The following is a 17,175-nucleotide window of genomic DNA, read 5'->3' as shown; positions in this document are numbered from 1 at the left end:
TTCGTGCTCAGCGCAAACGGGGATTCAGGGCGTCGCGCAGCCAGTCGCCCAGCAGGTTCACCACCAGCACGATCAGGCTCAGGTACAGCGCGGGAAACACCACCACCCACCACTGCCCCGAAAACAGGAACTGGTTGCCCAGGCGGATCAGCGTGCCCAGCGAAGGCTCGGTAGGCGGCATGCCCACCCCCAGGAAGCTGAGCGTGGCCTCGATCAGGATCGCCAGGCCCAGGTTCAGGGTGGCCGTCACCATGACCGGCGTCAGCGTGTTGGGCAGGATGTGCGTCAGCATGATGCGCAGCGAACTCACGCGGATCAGGCGCGCCGCCTGTACATATTCCTTGCCGCGTTCCACCAGGGCCGAGGCCCGCACCGTACGGGCGTACTGCACCCAGTTGGTCATGGAGATGGCCAGGATCAGGATCACCGCCGACAGGGTTTCACGCATGCCGGGTGGCAGCAACTGGCGGAACACCGCCGTCACCAGGATCGCGACCAGGATCGTCGGGATGCTCAGCAGCGTGTCGCCCAGGCGCATCAGCGCGTTGTCGACCCAACCGCCGAAATAGCCTGCTGCCAGCCCCACCAGCAGCCCGATGGCCAGGGACAGCACCACCGTGGCCAGCCCGATCACCAGCGACATGCGCGAGCCGTACAGGATGGCGGACCAGACATCGCGGCCCTGCGTGTCCGTGCCCAGCAGGAATTGCGGGTCCGAGCCGGCCTCCCAGACCGGCGGCAACTCCGCGTTCAGCAGGTCCAGCTGCGCCAGGTCGTAGGGATTCTGCGGCGCGATCCAGGGCGCGAACACCGCCAGCAGCACGACGGCCAGCAGCACGATGCCGGCACCCATGGCCACGTAGTCCTGCCGCAGGCTCCACCACAGGTCGCTGCGCAGGAAGCGGGCCAACCAGCCCTGGCCCTGGCCCGTTGCGGAAAATGGCTTAGTGAGCATTGGCGCCTCCCTTGACGTGCTGGCTGCGCAGGCGCGGGTCGACCACGCCGTACATCATGTCCACCAGCGTGTTCAGCGCCACGAAGATGAAAGACACGATCACCAGATAGGCGGCCATGACGGGAATATCCACGAACATGACCGATTGGATGAACAGCAGCCCCATGCCGGGCCACTGGAAGACCGTTTCGGTAATCAGCGCGAAGGCGATCAGGTTGCCGATCTGCATGCCGGTCACCGTGATCACCGGCATCAGGCAGTTGCGCAGGGCCAGGCGAAAGTGCACGATGCGATCCGGCAAGCCCCGCGCGCGGGCAAACTTGATGAACTCGGTGCGCAGCGTCTCCAGCATCTCGGCCCGCACCAGGCGCATGATCAACGTAATCTGGAACAGCGCCAGCGTGATCGACGGCAGCACCAGCGCGGCGCGGCCCGAGGGCGTGAGCAGGCCGGTGGTCCACCAGCCTATCTTCACCGTGTCGCCGCGCCCGAAGCCCGGCAGCCAGCCCAGCTGCACCGAAAAGATCAGGATCAGCATGATCCCCACCACGAAGCTCGGCAGCGAGATGCCCAGGATGGAAACGAACTGCAGCGTCTGCGCCAGGCGCGACTTGCGGTAGATGGCGGTCAGCACGCCCAACGGCACGCCGATGACCAGCGACAGCAAGGTCGCCATCAGGACCAGTTCGAACGTGGCCGGAAAGCGTTCGGCCACCAGCGCGAACACGTCCTGCTGGTTGCGGTAGGAGATACCGAACTCGCCCTGCGCCGCGTTGGTGACGAAGTGCACGAACTGCATGCCCACCGAAGCATTCAGGCCCAGGCGTTCGCGCAATTCGTCGCGCTGCGTCTGCGAGGCCTGCTCGTTGAGCATCATGTCGACGGGGTCGCCGACGAACCGGAAAATCACGAAGGCCAGCAGCGCCACCGCCAGCATGACGCCGACCGCGTTGAAGACCCTTCTTACTATGAACGCCAGCATATTCGGCTCCCCTTCAGACCTCTGTCATTCCCAGGACCGCCGGCGGGCGGCGGTCCGCGGCCTCACTGCATGCGCACGGTCCACAGGCGCGCCTTGTTGTCCGGCATCTGCAGCACCTCGCCCACGTTCTTGCCCACGGCCCAGGCCATCGGCTGCTGGTGCAGCGGCAGGAAACGCGCGTCGTCATGCAGCGTCTGCAGCACGTCGGCCATCATCTGTACCCGCTTGGGACGGTCCATTTCGGCCGCGGCCGCGTCGATCCTGGCGTCCAGCCCCGGGTCGCCCCACTGGCCCCAGTTGAAGACACCGGCCGGGCCGCTGCGGCTGTGCATCACCTGCAGCAGGATGGACAGCGCGTCGATCTGCGGTTCGTTGGCCCAGCCGTGGATGGTGATGTCGAACTCGCCGCGCGAGCGCTTCGGGTTCTGCAAGGAGCGCGGGCCGCTGGCCAGCGAGGCCTTCACGCCGATGCGCGCCCACATCGAGGCGGCGGCCTGGCAGATCTCCTCTTCGTTGACGAACATGTCGTTCGAACACAGCAGCGACAGCGTGAATCCATCCGGATAGCCGGCCTCGGCCAAGAGCTTCTTGGCGCGCGCGGCGTCGAACGGCAGGCGCTCTTCCTGTTTGGGCTCGTAGCCCGGAATGGACGGCGCCACCAGCGCGCCAGTGGTGCGCGACAGGCCGCGCATCACGCGCTTCTGAATCAGCTCCGGCGACAGCGCCATGTACAGCGCCTGGCGCACTTTCAGGTCCTTCAGCGGATTCTTGTCGGTGATGTTGGAGCCGACCAGCTTGTCGCCCAGGTTGAAGCCGAAGTACAGGGTGCGCAACTCGGTCGAGGCCAGCACCTTGACGTTGGACGCCGCGCGCAAGCGGTCCAGATCCTGCAGCGGCGCGTTCTCTGTGAAATTGATGTCGCCCGACAGCAGCGCAGCCACCCGGGTGGGCGCAGAGGCGATCGGCGTGAATTCGATGCGATCCAGATTGTGCTTCGGCTGGTCCCACCAGCCGGGGTTGACCACCAGCACGGTGCGCGTGTCCGGGCGGTACGACTCCACCTTGAAGGGGCCGGTGCCGTTGGCGTTGTGGGTGGCGTAGCCTTCGATCTTCTTGGCCGCATCGGTCGGCTTCAAGCTGTTGTTGTCGACCAGCCATTGGCGGTTGAAGATGAAGATGTTCGTCAGGTCGTTGAGCATCAGCGGATACGGATGCGTCATTTCGATGTCGACCGTGTAGTCGTCCACCTTGCGCACCGCCTTGAAGGCCGGCAGATTGCCCTTCAAGGGCGAGGCCTCGTCCGAGACCCGGGTCATCGACGCCACCACGTCATCCGCCGAGAACGGCGCGCCGTTGTGGAACTTCACCCCTTTTCGCAAATGAAAGCGCAGCACCGTGGGAGACGGCGTCTCCCAGGACTCCGCCAGCGCGGGCGTGATGTTGAACTTGTCGTCATAGCGGATCAGCGCTTCATATACATGGTTCAGGAACGCCAGGTTGAAGGTGCTGCCGTAGGAGTACGGATCCAGCGAGTCCAGGTCCCGGGCGGCGCCCCACTTCAGCGTGTTGGCGGCGCTGGCCCCCGTCATGGCCGACAGCGCGATCACGGCGCCCGCGGTCCACTTGAGCAAAGTCTTCATGGCTGCAACTCTCCCTTGTGTATCGGTCTGAACTCGCCGGGGTCGTGCCCGGCGCGGTGGGTAAGACGAAAAAACTAGGAATGCGCGTCCGGGCGGATCAGCGACAGCCGCTGCGCGCGCTCCAGGGACGCCAGCGCCAGCGCCTGGGCCAGGGCGGCGCGGTAGGAATCGATGATGGGCACGGCCGGCAGGCGCGGCAGGCTGGGCAGGTAGCCCGCCAGCGCGGCCCCCGCCACGATCACGACGTCCGCGCCCTGCGCCACGGCCGCGTCCAGCGCCCGGCTGACCTGCAGCGCCGACTCGGCCGAACGTGACACGTAGTCCAGGGCATTGCCCGGCAAGGCCAGGATGCCGGCGCAGCGGGACTCCAGCCCCAGTTGGCGGATCTGTTCGCGCAGCATGCCGGGCCAGCGCTGCCCCACCGTCACGATGGCGTAGCGGTCGCCGCGCTGCATGGCGCTCATGATCGAGGCCTCGGCCATGCCCACCACGGGCACGTCCAGGCGTTCGCGCACCGCACCGATGCCGGGTTCACCGAAACAGGCCAGCAGGCAGGCGTCGAACCCGCCGTCCGGCGCCTCGCCGGCCGCCCGTTCCACGATGTCCAGTACCGCATGGGCGGCAATGGCCGCTTCCGCGCGGCTGGCGATGTAGGCCGGGCCGAAAGCCGCGGTGACCGCCTGGATGCGGACCGTATTCCCATAAAAAGCCTCGGCCTGGCTGGCCAGGCTGGTCGTCAGGTCGGACGTGGTGTTGCCGTTGACCACCAGCAGGCGGTAAGGCAAGGAAAGGGACAGCTCGGTTGCGGCGGCCTGGGGTACAGCGGACATGGATCAGCCTTTGTTTATTTGTATACAAACAAAAAGGCTGTTCTCAGACAATCCCAATTGTTTTGTATAAAAATTTGTATACGATTTATGTCGCCAATGTACTCCGCGCAGCCTCGGCGACAAGCTATCGCTAACCCTTAGCCTGCGATGTAGTATGCTTTCCTGCACTAAGAAAAATGTGCGCCGGCAGCGCCAGCCGGACCATTCCAACACCCTGAAAAGCGCGCAGGCATAGGAGCCAACAAGAAGATGAAGTCCCTCGCGCCGCCGGCCAACGAGCCCGCCAAGAAAGACATCAGCCGCAACGAAATCGTATACAAAAATTTGCGCAGAGCCATCATCGAGCAGGCCCTGCTGCCCGGCGACAAGCTGCCCGAGGACATCATCGGCGAGCGTTTCGGCGTCAGCCGGACCATCGTCCGCAGCGTGCTGACACGCCTGTTCAGCGAAGGACTGGTGGATTTGCGGCCGAACCGCGGCGCCGCGGTGGCCCGCCCCAGCCTGGAAGAGGCGCACGACATCTTCGAGGCGCGCCGCTGCCTGGAACGCGACGTGACGCGCCGGCTGCTGCAGCACATCACCGAGGCGGGGCTGGCGCGGCTGGAGCAGCACGTGGCGCAGGAAGAAGAAGCCCGCAAGCGCAACAGCACCAACGAGTCGATCCGGCTGTCAGGCGAATTCCACATCCTGATGGCGGAACTGTCGGGCAATGCGGTGTATGCGCGCTACGTGAATGAAATCGTGTCGCGCTGCTCGCTGATCCTGGCCCTGTATGGCCGGCCGCATTCGAGCGAATGCGCGGTCAGCGAACACATGGAGATCGTCGCGGGCCTGCGCGCGCGCGACGAGAAGCACGTGCTGCACCTGCTGGAGCATCACCTGGAATCGGTAACCGCGCGCGCCCTGCTGACCGCGGACGGCCAGGGCGTGCGCGACATCCGCAAGATCCTGGATCGATACGGCACGTAGGAGCGTGCCCGCCCGATGGGCGTGCCGCGTCCCCCAACGAAAAAGCGCCCGGTCCGGGCGCTTTTTTGGTTTGGACGGCTAGATTTCGCGCTCTTCCGTCTTGAGGTTGTTGTCGCGGGCGAAATCCACCACGAACTTGTACGCCAGCGGTTCCAGATCGCGCAAACGCAAATCGACCACGATCCCGCGCACGCCGTCGATCACGACGGGCAGCACATAGGGCGAATAGGTGAGGTGGTTACCGGCACAGCCGGCGGGCCGGAATTGTGCCATTACGCCGGCGAGCCTTTCCGCCCAATCGCTGGGGCGAAAGCGGCTACCGCTTTCGGTAACGCCATGAATTACGAATTGTCTGACGCGAGTTGCCATGAGTTCTTCACTACAGCGCGCCCTTCACGAAAGCCGGATCTTCGGCGTGATCAAACATGCGCCCTGCGCCGCGAATTGTATATGATTGATCCTTTGCCCTCTTTCAAAAAGCGATTCGCCTGGGAAAACGAGCTGCCGGGGCTGCCAAACCCGGCGGCATCCCACGGGAACTCCGGCCGAGCTCCAGCGCAATCCGCTTCATCCACAGGAGGATCCGCGATGACCTCGCCTCTGGCCAATATCTACGCCCGGCTGCCGGTATCGTTCACGCACGGCCAGGGCGTCTGGCTGTGGGACGCCGAAGGCCGCAAGTACCTGGACGCGCTGGCCGGCATCGGGGTGTCCTGCCTGGGCCACGCCCATCCGAAACTGGTGGCCGCCATCAGCGAGCAGGCCGCGCGCGTCATCCATACCTCGAACATCTACGAAGTGCCGCAGCAGACCGAGCTGGCGGCGCGCCTGACGCAGTTGTCCGGCATGCAGGAAGTCGCGTTCAACAACAGCGGCTCCGAGGCCAACGAGGCTGCGATCAAGCTGGCCCGCTATTACGCTTACCAGCGCGGCAACAAGCACGCCCACATCATCACCATGGATTCGTCCTGGCATGGCCGCACGCTGGCCACGCTGGCGGCCACGGGCAGCGAAAAGGCGCGCAAGGGCTTCGAGCCCCTGCCCTCGGGCTTCATCCAGGTGCCCTACAACAGCGTGGACGCGGTGCGCGCCGCCGGCGACGCCGAACCGCGCGTGGCCGCCGTGCTGCTGGAGGTGCTGCAGGGCGAAGGCGGCATCCGTCCCTCCGATATTGCCTATCTCCAGGAAGTGCGCCGGCTGTGCACCGAGCGCGGCTGGTTGCTGATGATCGACGAAGTCCAGTCCGGCATCGGCCGCACCGGCAAATGGTTCGCCCACCAATGGGCCGGCATCGTGCCCGACGTCATGACCCTGGCCAAGGGCCTGGCGGGCGGCGTGCCCATCGGCGCCATGCTCGCCGCCGGCCCCGCCGCCGGCGTGCTCACGCCCGGCAGCCACGGCACCACCTTCGGCGGCGGCCCGCTGGTCTGTGCGGCCGGATTGGCCGTGCTGGACGCGCTGGAATCCGAAAACCTGCTGGACAACGCCCACAACGTCGGCAACCACCTGCAAGCCGCCCTGGCCGACGCGCTGGCCGGCACCCAGGGTGTCACTGAAATCCGCGGCCGCGGCCTGATGCTGGGCATCGAGCTTGCCCGTCCCTGCGGCGTGCTGGCCCTGCGCGCCCTGGAGGCCGGCCTGCTCATCAACGTCACGCGCGACCGCGTCATCCGCATGTTGCCGCCGCTGATCCTCAACCGCGACGAAGCCGACCGCATCGTCGCGATCCTGGTTCCGCTCATCCAGGAATTCCTGGCCGAAACACCATAAAATCAACGTCCCGCCCGGGCCATGAGCCTGGCCGGGCCCCATGACCTGCGACATCACCATGACTCCTCCCACGACTCAAAACGGCCCGTTGCGGCACTTCCTGCAGTTCAAGGACTTCTCGTCCGCCGAGATCGCCTACGTGCTGGACCGCGCGCGCCTGATCAAGGACAAGTTCAAACGCTACGAACCCCACATGCCGCTGCATGACCGCACGCTGGCGATGGTGTTCGAAAAGGCCAGCACGCGCACCCGCGTGTCGTTCGAGGCCGGCATGTACCAGATGGGCGGTTCGGTCATCAACCTGACCTCCAACGACTCGCAGCTGGGCCGCTCCGAGCCCATCGAAGACACCGCGCGCGTCATCTCGCGCATGGTCGACATCGTCATGATCCGCACCTTCGAGCAGACCCGCATCGAGCGCTTCGCCTCGCACTCGCGCGTGCCCGTAATCAACGGCCTGACAAACGAATTCCACCCTTGCCAGATCCTGGCGGACATCTTCACCTACATCGAGCACCGCGGCCCCATCGCCGGCAAGACGGTGGCCTGGGTGGGCGACGCCAACAACATGGCCTACACCTGGCTGCATGCCGCCGAAATGCTGGGCTTCACGCTGCACGTGTCGACCCCGGCCGGGTACGAGCTCGAAGCCTCGCGCATCGGCACGCCGCCGGCCACGGTGCTGCGCCAGTTCAAGGACCCCATGGAAGCCTGCAAGGGCGCGCACCTGGTCACCACCGACGTCTGGACCAGCATGGGCTATGAAGCCGAAAACGAAGAGCGCCGCGCCGCCTTCGCCGACTGGTGCGTGGACGCCGAAATGATGGCCGCCGCCGACGCCGAAGCCGTGTTCATGCACTGCCTGCCCGCCCACCGCGGCGAGGAAGTCACCGGCGAAGTGATCGACGGACCGCAAAGCGTGGTCTGGGACGAAGCCGAGAACCGCCTGCACGTGCAGAAGGCGCTGATGGAGTTCCTGCTGCTGGGCCAGATCAAGTAAGGCCTACGCCTACAAAAAGGCCTGCGCATCGAACGATGCGCAGGCCTTTTTCATGCGTTCTGATCCTGCAGGATCCGCTTGAACATGGTCCTGCGGGTATTGCGGAACGACGGCCGCACCCGGCTGCTCCAGTCGCTGGCGCGAACGGCCAGCCAGGGCGGGCTGCCGAAGGTCTCGCGCGTGTGCAGGTCGTAGCAGGCCAGGTAGCGCGGCGACTCGTCGCGGCATTCATAGCGCATGGCGCGCACCGTGCCGGGCACCGACGCCAGGCCCGGCAGGTGCTCCTGGTCGTACCAGGCGTTCAGGTCGGCTTCGGCCTCGGGCAGCACGTCGGTTTCGACGATGTAGTGCCACGGCGCGTCCTGCCCCGTCGAGGCGCCGGCCAGGTCCAGCGTCAAGTGCAGCACGCGGCTACGGGCGCCCGGAAAGCTCTCGACCAGGCGGGCCTGCGCTTCCGGCAAGGCGGCGGCCGGTCCGCGCAGATAGACGTAGGTTTCGTCTTCTTCAACGGCGGCGTACGCGGCGGCGCGCAGGCCTTCCAATCCTTGGGTCAAGGTCCGCCCAAGTTCGCGCGCCCGCGGCTCGTCGAAGCGCTCGCCCAGCGATACCAGCAATACGGTTTCCTGCACTCCAGTCTCCTTTTCAATGTCCGACGCGCAAGGCCACCAGGAAGCGCGAGACCATGTTGTACGCGCCCACGGTCGCCGCCAGTTCCACCAACTGCGTGTCATCGTAGCGCGCGCGCAGCGGCGCGAACACCGCGTCCGACACCTCGATGTCCCGCGTCATGGCGTCCGTCAGCGCCAGCACCTCGGCCTCGCCCGGCTCCAGACCCTGCAATTCCGCAGGCGCAGGGCCGCCGCGCAATTCGTCGACCAGCGCTTGCGACATGCCAGCGGCCAGCGCGTGCGGCACATGGGCCTCGAACTCGTACGGCGCGTTGTTCAAGGTCGCCACGCGCAGGATGATCAACTCCCGCAGGCGCGGTGGCACCGAAGTGTTCAGGCGGATCGCGGTCAGCATCGCTTCCCAACCCTGGACCACGGCCGGGCTGTTCAGCAGCACCTGGTACAGGGGCGAGATGCGCCCCCGCGCAGCCGAGATCCGCGCCTCGACTTCAGCCAGTTCCGGGCGCGTGCCGGGCGTCACGAGCCCTACTCTGCATGCGTTCATTTTCACTCCGGACGGATGTTCTTGCGCTGGATCAGCGCGGTCCACTTCTCCCGGTCCGACGCGATCAGGGCAGCCAGTTCCTGCGGGCTGCCGGGCGCGGCCTGGGCGCCAAACTTCTCCAGGCGGGCGCGTACGCTCTCCGTGTTCAGCGCGGCGCGCACGGCCTGGTTGAGCTTGTCGATCGTGGCCGGCGGCGTGGCGGCCGGCGCCACGATGCCGTACCAGTTGTTGGACTCCACCCCGGCAATGCCTTGCTCGGCCAGGGTCTTGACCTCGGGCAGCAGCGGATGGCGGGTCGGCGCGGCGATGCCCAGGGGCTTGAGCTTGCCGCCCTGTATATGGCCGATCAGGCCGGGCACGTCGCCGAAGAAGCCCGACACCTGATTGCCCATCACGTCGTTGATGACCGGGGCCGCGCCCTTGTAAGGCACATGCATCACGTTCGCCTTGCTGGAGTCGGCGAACATTTCCAGCGTCAGGTGGGGAATGCTGCCGATGCCCGACGAGCCGATCGCCACCGACTGCGAGGCGGCTTGCGACTTCTTGACGAAGTCCGCGGCGTCGACCGCCGGATTGGACGGATTCACCACGAACACCGTGGCGTTGTTCACCACCTTGGACACCGGCGCGAAATCGCGCACGGGGTCATACGGCAGGTCCTTGTACAGCGCCGGGCTGATCGCTACCGCGCCCACGCTGGTCAGGAACAGCACCGAGCCGTCGGCGGGCGACTTGGCCACGTAGGCCGCCGCGATGTTGCCGTTGGCGCCGGCCTTGTTCTCCACGATGACCTGCTGCTTCAGCTCCTTGCCTAGTTGCTCGGCCAGCACCCGGCCCACCAGATCCACCGGCCCGCCCGGCGGGAAGGCGATGATGAGGCGCACCGGCCCGTCGGCATGGGCGGAGCCCACAGCGGCCAGGCTCAGCAGGCCGGCGGACAGTATTTTCTTGAACATGATGTCTCCTGATTGAATGGAATTTTCTTGTCATCCGCGCGCCGCCTGATGGCGGCCGCGTTTGCCGCGCCTACTCGAATCCGTACAGCCGCGCCGGGTTGTCCACCAGGATGCGCTGACGCAAGGCCGCATCGGGGCAAGCTTCGAAAAACAGGTCGACCAACTCGCCGTCATCCGGCATGTCGCCCGCCACGTTCGGATGCGGCCAGTCCGTGCCCCACAGGCAACGGTCGGGCAAAGCCTCGGCCAGCGCGCGCACAAAGGGCAGGCCCTCGGCATACGGACGCGTGCCGGACGCGATGCGGTCGATGCCCGACACCTTGACCCAGGCCTGCGGCACCTGCGCCAAGCCGAGCAGCGCCTGCATCGCCGGCGACTCCAAACCATCGGCAGCTTTCAACCGCCCCATGTGATCGACCACGAAGGGCAACGGCAGCGTAGCCAGGCGCGGCAACAGTTCCGGCAGCATCGCGCCGTCCAGATGCAGGCACAGATGCCAGCCCAGCGGCGCGATCAGGGCCACCACCTGGTCAAAGACCGCCGGATCGGGCGCGCCGCCCAGATGCGGCACAAAGTTGAAGCGGGCCGCGCGCACCCCGCCCTCATGCAATTGCCTGACGCCGGCCTCGGTGGCGTCAGCCCCCAGCAGCGCCACGCCGCGATAGCGGCCGCCGCTCCGGGCCAGCGCGTCCAGCAAGGCCCGGTGGTCGGAGCCATGGCAATTGGCCTGCACTACCACCGCGCGCTCCACGCCCAGGCGCTCGTGCAGCGCCGCCATGGCCTGGTAAGGCGCGTCCGGCGGCGTGTACGAGCGGCCCTCGGCATACGGAAACACGTCAGCCGGCCCGAACACATGGCAATGCGCATCGCACGCGCCAGGCGGCAAGGCGTGGCGGGGACGGGACGGTGAGGCAAGCGGAGGACGGCAATCGGGCACGGGCGGGTTCCTGCGGTGAAAGTGTCATGGTCCCGGATTGCCCGCAGTCGAACAATGCTATATCTTTGATTTCAGATATAGATTTTCCAAATATCCGATGGACCTGAAGCAGATCGAATACTTCCTGCGCGTGGCCGAGAGGCGCAGCTTCTCGCGCGCGGCCGAAATGCTGGACGTGGCACAGCCCACGCTCAGCCGCCAGGTCCGCCTGCTGGAACTGGAACTCGGCCAGCACCTGCTCTATCGCAACGGGCGCGGCGCCGAACCCACCGAGGCCGGACTGCGCTTCCTGGAGCACGCCCGCGCCCTGCTGACCCTGGCCGAACGCGCCAAGGAAGACCTGCAGACCCTGCGCGAAACGCCCACCGGCAAGGTCGTGGTGGGCCTGCCGCCCCGCATCGCGCGGGTGCTGACGCCGCCGCTGGTGCAGGCTTTCCGCCGCGGCTTTCCCGAAGCCTCCATCGCCGTGGCCGAAGGCCTCAGCGCCCAGGTGCGCGAATGGCTGCTGGCCGGCCGCGTCGACCTGGCCCTGCTCTACGATCCCGCACCCTCGCCCCAGCTGGCCTACGAATCGCTGTTCCGCGAAGACCTGGTGCTGGTGGCCGCCGCCGGACACCGGCCCGCCCTGCCCGCGCGCATCGCCGTGGCGCAACTGGGCGACTACCCGCTGGTGGTGCCCAGCCTGCCCAACGCCATCCGCACCCTGGTCGAAAGCGTGTGCCGCGCCCAGGGCGTGCGCCTGACCATCGCCGTCGAGGTGGACGCCGTCCAGACCATCGTCGAACTGGCCGCCCAGGGCGACGCCTACGCCATCCTGCCACGTTCGGCCGCGCGCGGCCCCGCCGCGGAACACGAGCTGTCGCTCTGCGACATCGTCGACCCGATCATCACCAACGACCTGGTCCTGGCCAGCGCCCGCCACCGCCCCGCCACCCGGCTGGCCGCCGCCACCGCACTCCTGATCCGGCGGCTGGAGCTGCCAGCCCTATTCGCGCCCCCCGGCCCATCCGCGGCAAAAGAGTTAAAATAGCGTCCGTTTCTCTTGTTTGGCGGCTAGCGGCTGTCCAAGTCTGCTGTCCAAGTCCTGTTGGCGTCTCACTTCAAACAATGACCACTATTCTCCCGAACCTTCCCACCGGCCAGAAGGTCGGCATCGCCTTCTCCGGCGGCCTCGACACCAGCGCAGCGCTCCTGTGGATGCGCAACAATGGCGCCATCCCCTACGCCTACACCGCGAACCTGGGCCAGCCCGACGAGTCCGACTACGACGAGATCCCGCGCAAGGCCATGGCCTACGGCGCCGAAAAGGCCCGCCTGATCGACTGCCGCGCGCAGATGGTGGCCGAAGGCATCGCCGCCCTGCAATCGGGCGCGTTCCACATCTCGACCGCCGGCATCACCTACTTCAACACCACCCCCATCGGCCGCGCAGTCACCGGCACGATGCTGGTGGCCGCCATGAAGGAAGACGACGTCAACATCTGGGGCGACGGCAGCACCTTCAAGGGCAACGACATCGAGCGCTTCTACCGCTACGGTCTGCTGACCAATCCGGACCTGAAGATCTACAAGCCCTGGCTGGACCAGCGCTTCATCGACGAGCTCGGCGGCCGTTCCGAAATGTCGGAATACATGCGCCAGGCCGGCTTCGACTACAAGATGTCGGCTGAAAAGGCCTACTCCACCGACTCCAACCTGCTGGGCGCCACCCACGAAGCCAAGGACCTGGAGCACCTGAACTCCGGCATCCGCATCGTCAAGCCCATCATGGGCGTCGCCTTCTGGCGCGACGACGTCGCCGTCAAGGCCGAGGAAGTCACCGTCCGCTTCGAGGAAGGCCATCCGGTCGCCCTGAACGGCGTGGAATACAGCGACCCCGTCGAACTGATGCTCGAAGCCAACCGCATCGGCGGCCGCCACGGCCTGGGCATGAGCGACCAGATCGAAAACCGCATCATCGAAGCCAAGAGCCGCGGCATCTACGAAGCCCCGGGCCTGGCCCTGCTGTTCATCGCCTACGAGCGCCTGGTCACCGGCATCCACAACGAAGACACCATCGAGCAGTACCGCGAAAGCGGCCGCAAGCTCGGCCGCCTGCTGTACCAGGGCCGCTGGTTCGACCCGCAAGCCATCATGCTGCGCGAAGCCGCCCAACGCTGGGTCGCCCGCGCCGTCACCGGCGAAGTCACCATCGAACTGCGCCGCGGCAACGACTACTCGCTGCTGAACACCGAATCGCCCAACCTGACCTACGCGCCCGAGCGCCTGTCCATGGAAAAGGTCGAAAACGCCCCGTTCACGCCCGCAGACCGCATCGGCCAGCTCACCATGCGCAACCTCGACATCGTCGACACCCGCGGCAAGCTCTTCACCTACGTGAAGACCGGCCTGCTCGCCTCCTCCGGCAGCTCGCTGCCGCAGCTGAGCGACGAAGGCAAGAAGAAGTAATTCTTCAACGCCCAAAACAAAGCCCTTCGGCATGCCGAAGGGCTTTTTGTTTGGGCAACATCAATCGCAAGAAACCGCCGAAGCCCCCAAAGGCCGCCCGCGCGGCCGGCCGGGGGCGAGCCCCGCAAAATCCATCGCCACACCCCACTCTAGGCGAGGACGTCAAGCACACTACCCGCGCCAGCGACCGGACAAATTCAACTGGCGCAGCCTGTGGCGAGGGGGCGTGGGACGCGCGGGGCGTCGATAAGCCCGAGGGAATCGGAAGGAGTCGCCGAAGGCGAGGACGACGATGACGACGGGGAAGCCCGGAGCGAAGGCTCCGGGCCGCAATCGTTGCCCCGCGCGTCCCATGCCCCCTCGCCACAGGCGTCATAAGAACTCGCCGCATCGGCAAGAACCCAGAGCCTAGAGCTCCACCTGCATCCCCATCTCCACCACCCGATTAGCCGGAATCTTGAAGAACTTGGTACTCCGCGTAGAGTTCCGCGCCATGAACGAAAACACCGCCCGCCGCCACCGCCACAACGCCGGCTTCCTGGCCGCCACCACCGTCTGCCGCGACAGGAAGTAGGAAGTCCGCATCGGCTCCAGATCAATCTCGGGATAGGCCTCCGCCACCAGCCGCAGCGCCTCCGGCACGTCCGGATCTTCCTTGAAGCCGTAATTGATCGTCGCCTGCCAGCTCGACGCCGACAGCTTGGTCACGGAGAAGCGTTCTTCCGGCGAGACATAAGGCACGTCCGCCACCAGGATCGTCAGGAACAGCACATGGTCGTGCAGCACCTTGTTGTGCTTCAAGTTATGCAGCAGCGCCGGCGGCACATTGCCCGAATTCATCGTCATGAAGATCGCGGTGCCCGGCACCCGCGACGGCGGATATTCCTCCAGCTGCGCCATGAATTCCTTGAGCGGCTGACGGTCCCGCTGCTGCATCTCGGACAGCAGCCGGCGTCCGCGCCGCCAGGTCATCATCAGCGTGAACACCACGATGGCCACCAGCAGCGGCAGCCAGCCCCCCTCATGGATCTTGAACACATTGGCCGAGAACAGCAGCACGTCAAACAACAGCAGCAGGCCCAGCGCCACCAGCCACAACACACGTTTGATTCCGGTCGAACCGCGCGGCAGCACCGCGAAAGCCAGCACCGAAGTCGTGAGCATCGTGCCAGTGACCGCAAAACCATAGGCCGCGGCCAGATTGTCCGAATTGCGGAACAGCAGCACCAGGATCAGCACCGCGCACAGCAGCAGCGCATTGACCTGCGGCAGATAGATCTGCCCCTTCTCGACCGCCGAGGTGTGCAGGATCTGCATGCGCGGCCAGAAGCCCAGTTGCACCGCCTGCCGCGTGACCGAGTAAGCCCCGGAAATCACCGCCTGCGACGCCACGATGGTCGCGATGGTCGCCAGCGCCACGAGCGGAGCCAGCCCCCATTCCGGCGCCATCATGAAGAACGGATTGCGTATCGCCGTCGGATCGCGCAGCAGCAGCGCGCCCTGGCCGAAATAACACAGCGTCAAGGCCGGCAGCACCATGCTGAACCAGGCGCGGCGGATCGCCGGACGACCGAAGTGGCCCATGTCGGCATACAGCGCCTCGGCGCCGGTCAGGGCCAGCACCACCGCCCCCAACAGCACGAAACTGATCCACGGAAACTCGACGATGAAGCGCAGCCCCCACATCGGATTCAACGCCCGCAGCACTTCCGGGGTCTGCCAGATCTGCCAGCCGCCCAGCGCGGCCAGCGTGCCGAACCACAGCAGCATCACCGGACCGAACAGCTTGCCCATGGCGCCCGTGCCGTGCGACTGGATCGCGAACAGGGCGATCAGCACCACCAGCGCCAGCGGCACTACCCAGGCATCCAGCTGATGCGACACGATGCCTATCCCTTCCAGCGCCGACAGCACCGAGATCGCCGGCGTGATCATGCTGTCGCCATAGAACAGTGCCGCGCCGAAGATCCCCAGCACGATCAGCACCCAGCGCAGCTTGCCTTCGCGCCCGCGCACTGCCAATTCCAGCAAGGCCAGCGTGCCGCCCTCGCCACGGTTGTCAGCACGCAGCACCAGGGTCACGTACTTGAACGACACCACCACCATCAGCATCCAGAACAGGATGGACAGCACGCCCAGCAGGTGCGCCGGCTCCAGATCGGTGTGCACGCTCAGTCCCGTCAAGCAGGCCCGCAGCGTATACAGAGGGCTGGTGCCGATATCGCCGTACACCACACCCAGCGCCCCCATGATGAGAGCCGCGCGCGACGACGGCGCGTGTCCGCCGAGTGCATGCCCATTGGACGACGAAGGAACGCTGGCCGAACCTTGGCTCATGATGTAGGTTCTTGACGAGTGAGTTGGGCTCCCTTGCGGGGGCCGGGAAACACGACGGAAAGCCGTGTTCCTGAAAAGTCCGGGCGGCTGGTGAGCTTCCACCAGGCGCCATGCGCATGCGCGATTTCCCGCACGATGGCCAACCCCAGGCCCGACCCGCCCGCAGTAGCCGTGGGCGAGCGGTAGAAGGCTTCGAACACGCGTTCGCGCTCATCCGGAGAAATGCCAGGCCCGTCGTCCTCCACGGTCAGCGAAGGCGGATTGGCGCCGACGATCAGCGTGATGCGGCCGGTCTTGTTGCCATAGCGCAGCGCGTTGTCGATGAGATTGCCCAGCAGCTCGGCCAACAGCAAGGGATCGGCGTCGATCCAGATCGGCGCGTCGGGCGCCACCAGATCCAGCTCGTAGTGCGCCTCGCGCACCCGCGGAAACCACTCCGCGCCGTTCGCGCGCACCCATTCGCACAGGTCGATGCGCACGAAACTGTCTTGCGGGCGGGCGTTGGGATCGGCGCGCGCCAGCACCAGCAGTTGCTGCCCCAGGCGGATCATGCGGTCGCTGACGGCCTTGATGCGTTCCGCCCGCGCCCGCACGTCGTCGGGCAAGGGACGCGCCAGCATCAGCTCGGACTCCAGCCGCAGGCCGGACAAGGGCGTGCGCAACTGGTGCGCCGCATGGCCGATGAAGCGGCGCTGCGCCGCCAGCGAGGCGTCCAGGCGCAGCAGCAAATCATTGGTGTGCGTCACCAGCGGCTCGATCTCGACCGGCACGCCGGCCACTTCCAGCGGCTGCATGTCGTCGATGGAACGTTGCCTGATCTCCTCAGACAGATGATTGACCGAACGCAGCCCCGAGCGCACCCCTTGCACCACCACCCAGGTGAACAGCGCAATCAGCGCGATCTGCCCCACCACCATCAGCCAGAAGAAATCTTCCAGCATCCAGAGCGACATGTCGATCTTGTGCGTGATGACCCAGGTGGCTGCCAAGTCCAGCAGGACCAGCAGCAGGATCGGCGGCATCAGGCGAATGACCAGATGCCGCGCCAGCGAACGGGAGGGAAGCAAGGGGCGGGAAGCCGGAGTAGAGGTAGGAGCGCGTTCCTGCATCATGACGCAATACCCTCGCCCAGGCGTATGGATGCGCTCGGCCGGCGCGATCCGGCCGAGGCCGGCCCG

At 66.1% G+C, this 17,175-nt stretch carries 16 protein-coding genes; 5 read left to right on the top strand and 11 right to left on the bottom strand.

Annotated features, from left to right (window positions below; all coding sequences use genetic code 11):
• Positions 1 to 7: 7 nt before the first annotated feature.
• The 4 genes from AXYL_RS09840 to AXYL_RS09825 form a co-directional block, all read right to left on the bottom strand.
• The gene (locus tag AXYL_RS09840; RefSeq protein ID WP_013392640.1) at positions 8 to 955 is read right to left on the bottom strand and encodes an ABC transporter permease; all 948 of its coding nucleotides are present in this window, start codon (positions 953 to 955) and stop codon (positions 8 to 10) included.
• Positions 945 to 1,937, bottom strand: coding sequence for an ABC transporter permease (locus AXYL_RS09835; RefSeq protein ID WP_013392639.1), 993 nt, complete (start codon positions 1,935 to 1,937; stop codon positions 945 to 947). The genes AXYL_RS09840 and AXYL_RS09835 overlap by 11 nt, the downstream gene beginning before the upstream one ends.
• 62 nt (positions 1,938 to 1,999) lie before the next feature.
• Positions 2,000 to 3,577, bottom strand: a complete 1,578-nt coding sequence (locus AXYL_RS09830) for an ABC transporter substrate-binding protein (RefSeq protein ID WP_013392638.1) — start codon at positions 3,575 to 3,577, stop codon at positions 2,000 to 2,002.
• 74 nt (positions 3,578 to 3,651) lie between these two features.
• Positions 3,652 to 4,407, bottom strand: coding sequence for an aspartate/glutamate racemase family protein (locus AXYL_RS09825; protein ID WP_013392637.1), 756 nt, complete (start codon positions 4,405 to 4,407; stop codon positions 3,652 to 3,654).
• Between the two features lie 249 nt (positions 4,408 to 4,656).
• Here AXYL_RS09825 and AXYL_RS09820 point away from each other — a divergent pair, with 249 nt between their 5' ends.
• A complete protein-coding gene (locus AXYL_RS09820; protein WP_013392636.1) occupies positions 4,657 to 5,376 on the top strand; it encodes a GntR family transcriptional regulator in 720 nt (239 codons plus the stop codon).
• A 78-nt stretch (positions 5,377 to 5,454) separates the two neighbouring features.
• Here the strand turns inward: AXYL_RS09820 and AXYL_RS09815 are convergent, their stop codons facing one another.
• Positions 5,455 to 5,745, bottom strand: a complete 291-nt coding sequence (locus tag AXYL_RS09815) for a DUF3579 domain-containing protein (protein WP_013392635.1) — start codon at positions 5,743 to 5,745, stop codon at positions 5,455 to 5,457.
• A gap of 219 nt (positions 5,746 to 5,964) precedes the next feature.
• Between AXYL_RS09815 and AXYL_RS09810 the strand changes: the two genes are divergently transcribed.
• A complete protein-coding gene (locus tag AXYL_RS09810; protein ID WP_013392634.1) occupies positions 5,965 to 7,146 on the top strand; it encodes an aspartate aminotransferase family protein in 1,182 nt (393 codons plus the stop codon).
• A 58-nt stretch (positions 7,147 to 7,204) separates the two neighbouring features.
• Positions 7,205 to 8,146, top strand: coding sequence for an ornithine carbamoyltransferase (gene argF, locus AXYL_RS09805; RefSeq protein ID WP_041655333.1), 942 nt, complete (start codon positions 7,205 to 7,207; stop codon positions 8,144 to 8,146).
• Between the two features lie 50 nt (positions 8,147 to 8,196).
• On the opposite strand, the gene AXYL_RS09800 is transcribed toward argF, so the two are convergent.
• From AXYL_RS09800 to AXYL_RS09785, 4 genes are all read right to left on the bottom strand, one after another.
• The gene (locus AXYL_RS09800; protein WP_013392632.1) at positions 8,197 to 8,775 is read right to left on the bottom strand and encodes a DUF4286 family protein; all 579 of its coding nucleotides are present in this window, start codon (positions 8,773 to 8,775) and stop codon (positions 8,197 to 8,199) included.
• A gap of 13 nt (positions 8,776 to 8,788) precedes the next feature.
• On the bottom strand, positions 8,789 to 9,319 hold the full coding sequence (locus tag AXYL_RS09795) for a carboxymuconolactone decarboxylase family protein (protein WP_013392631.1): 531 nt from the start codon (positions 9,317 to 9,319) through the stop codon (positions 8,789 to 8,791).
• A 2-nt stretch (positions 9,320 to 9,321) separates the two neighbouring features.
• Positions 9,322 to 10,275 carry a Bug family tripartite tricarboxylate transporter substrate binding protein gene (locus tag AXYL_RS09790; protein ID WP_013392630.1) on the bottom strand — a complete coding sequence of 318 codons (954 nt, stop codon included), beginning with the start codon at positions 10,273 to 10,275 and terminating at the stop codon, positions 9,322 to 9,324.
• Positions 10,276 to 10,345: 70 nt separating this feature from the next.
• Positions 10,346 to 11,212, bottom strand: a complete 867-nt coding sequence (locus AXYL_RS09785) for an amidohydrolase family protein (protein WP_013392629.1) — start codon at positions 11,210 to 11,212, stop codon at positions 10,346 to 10,348.
• Between the two features lie 97 nt (positions 11,213 to 11,309).
• On the opposite strand from AXYL_RS09785, the gene AXYL_RS09780 reads away from it, so the two are divergent.
• Both AXYL_RS09780 and argG read left to right on the top strand, forming a co-directional pair.
• On the top strand, positions 11,310 to 12,242 hold the full coding sequence (locus AXYL_RS09780; protein WP_013392628.1) for a LysR family transcriptional regulator: 933 nt from the start codon (positions 11,310 to 11,312) through the stop codon (positions 12,240 to 12,242).
• 77 nt (positions 12,243 to 12,319) lie between these two features.
• A complete protein-coding gene (gene argG / locus AXYL_RS09775) occupies positions 12,320 to 13,660 on the top strand; it encodes an argininosuccinate synthase (RefSeq protein ID WP_013392627.1) in 1,341 nt (446 codons plus the stop codon).
• Between the two features lie 408 nt (positions 13,661 to 14,068).
• On the opposite strand, the gene AXYL_RS09770 is transcribed toward argG, so the two are convergent.
• Positions 14,069 to 15,997: a potassium transporter Kup gene (locus AXYL_RS09770; RefSeq protein WP_041653043.1), complete on the bottom strand. Its 1,929-nt coding sequence runs from the start codon at positions 15,995 to 15,997 to the stop codon at positions 14,069 to 14,071.
• Positions 15,994 to 17,109, bottom strand: coding sequence for a sensor histidine kinase (locus AXYL_RS09765; protein ID WP_013392625.1), 1,116 nt, complete (start codon positions 17,107 to 17,109; stop codon positions 15,994 to 15,996). Before AXYL_RS09765 ends, AXYL_RS09770 begins: the two co-directional genes overlap by 4 nt.
• Positions 17,110 to 17,175 lie beyond the last annotated feature (66 nt).

The organism is Achromobacter xylosoxidans A8, assembly GCF_000165835.1.
Classification (GTDB): Bacteria; Pseudomonadota; Gammaproteobacteria; order Burkholderiales; family Burkholderiaceae_B; genus Achromobacter; species Achromobacter xylosoxidans_B.
The sequence above is the reverse complement of the archived record's forward strand: the minus strand, read 5'-3'. Positions and strand labels throughout refer to the sequence as shown.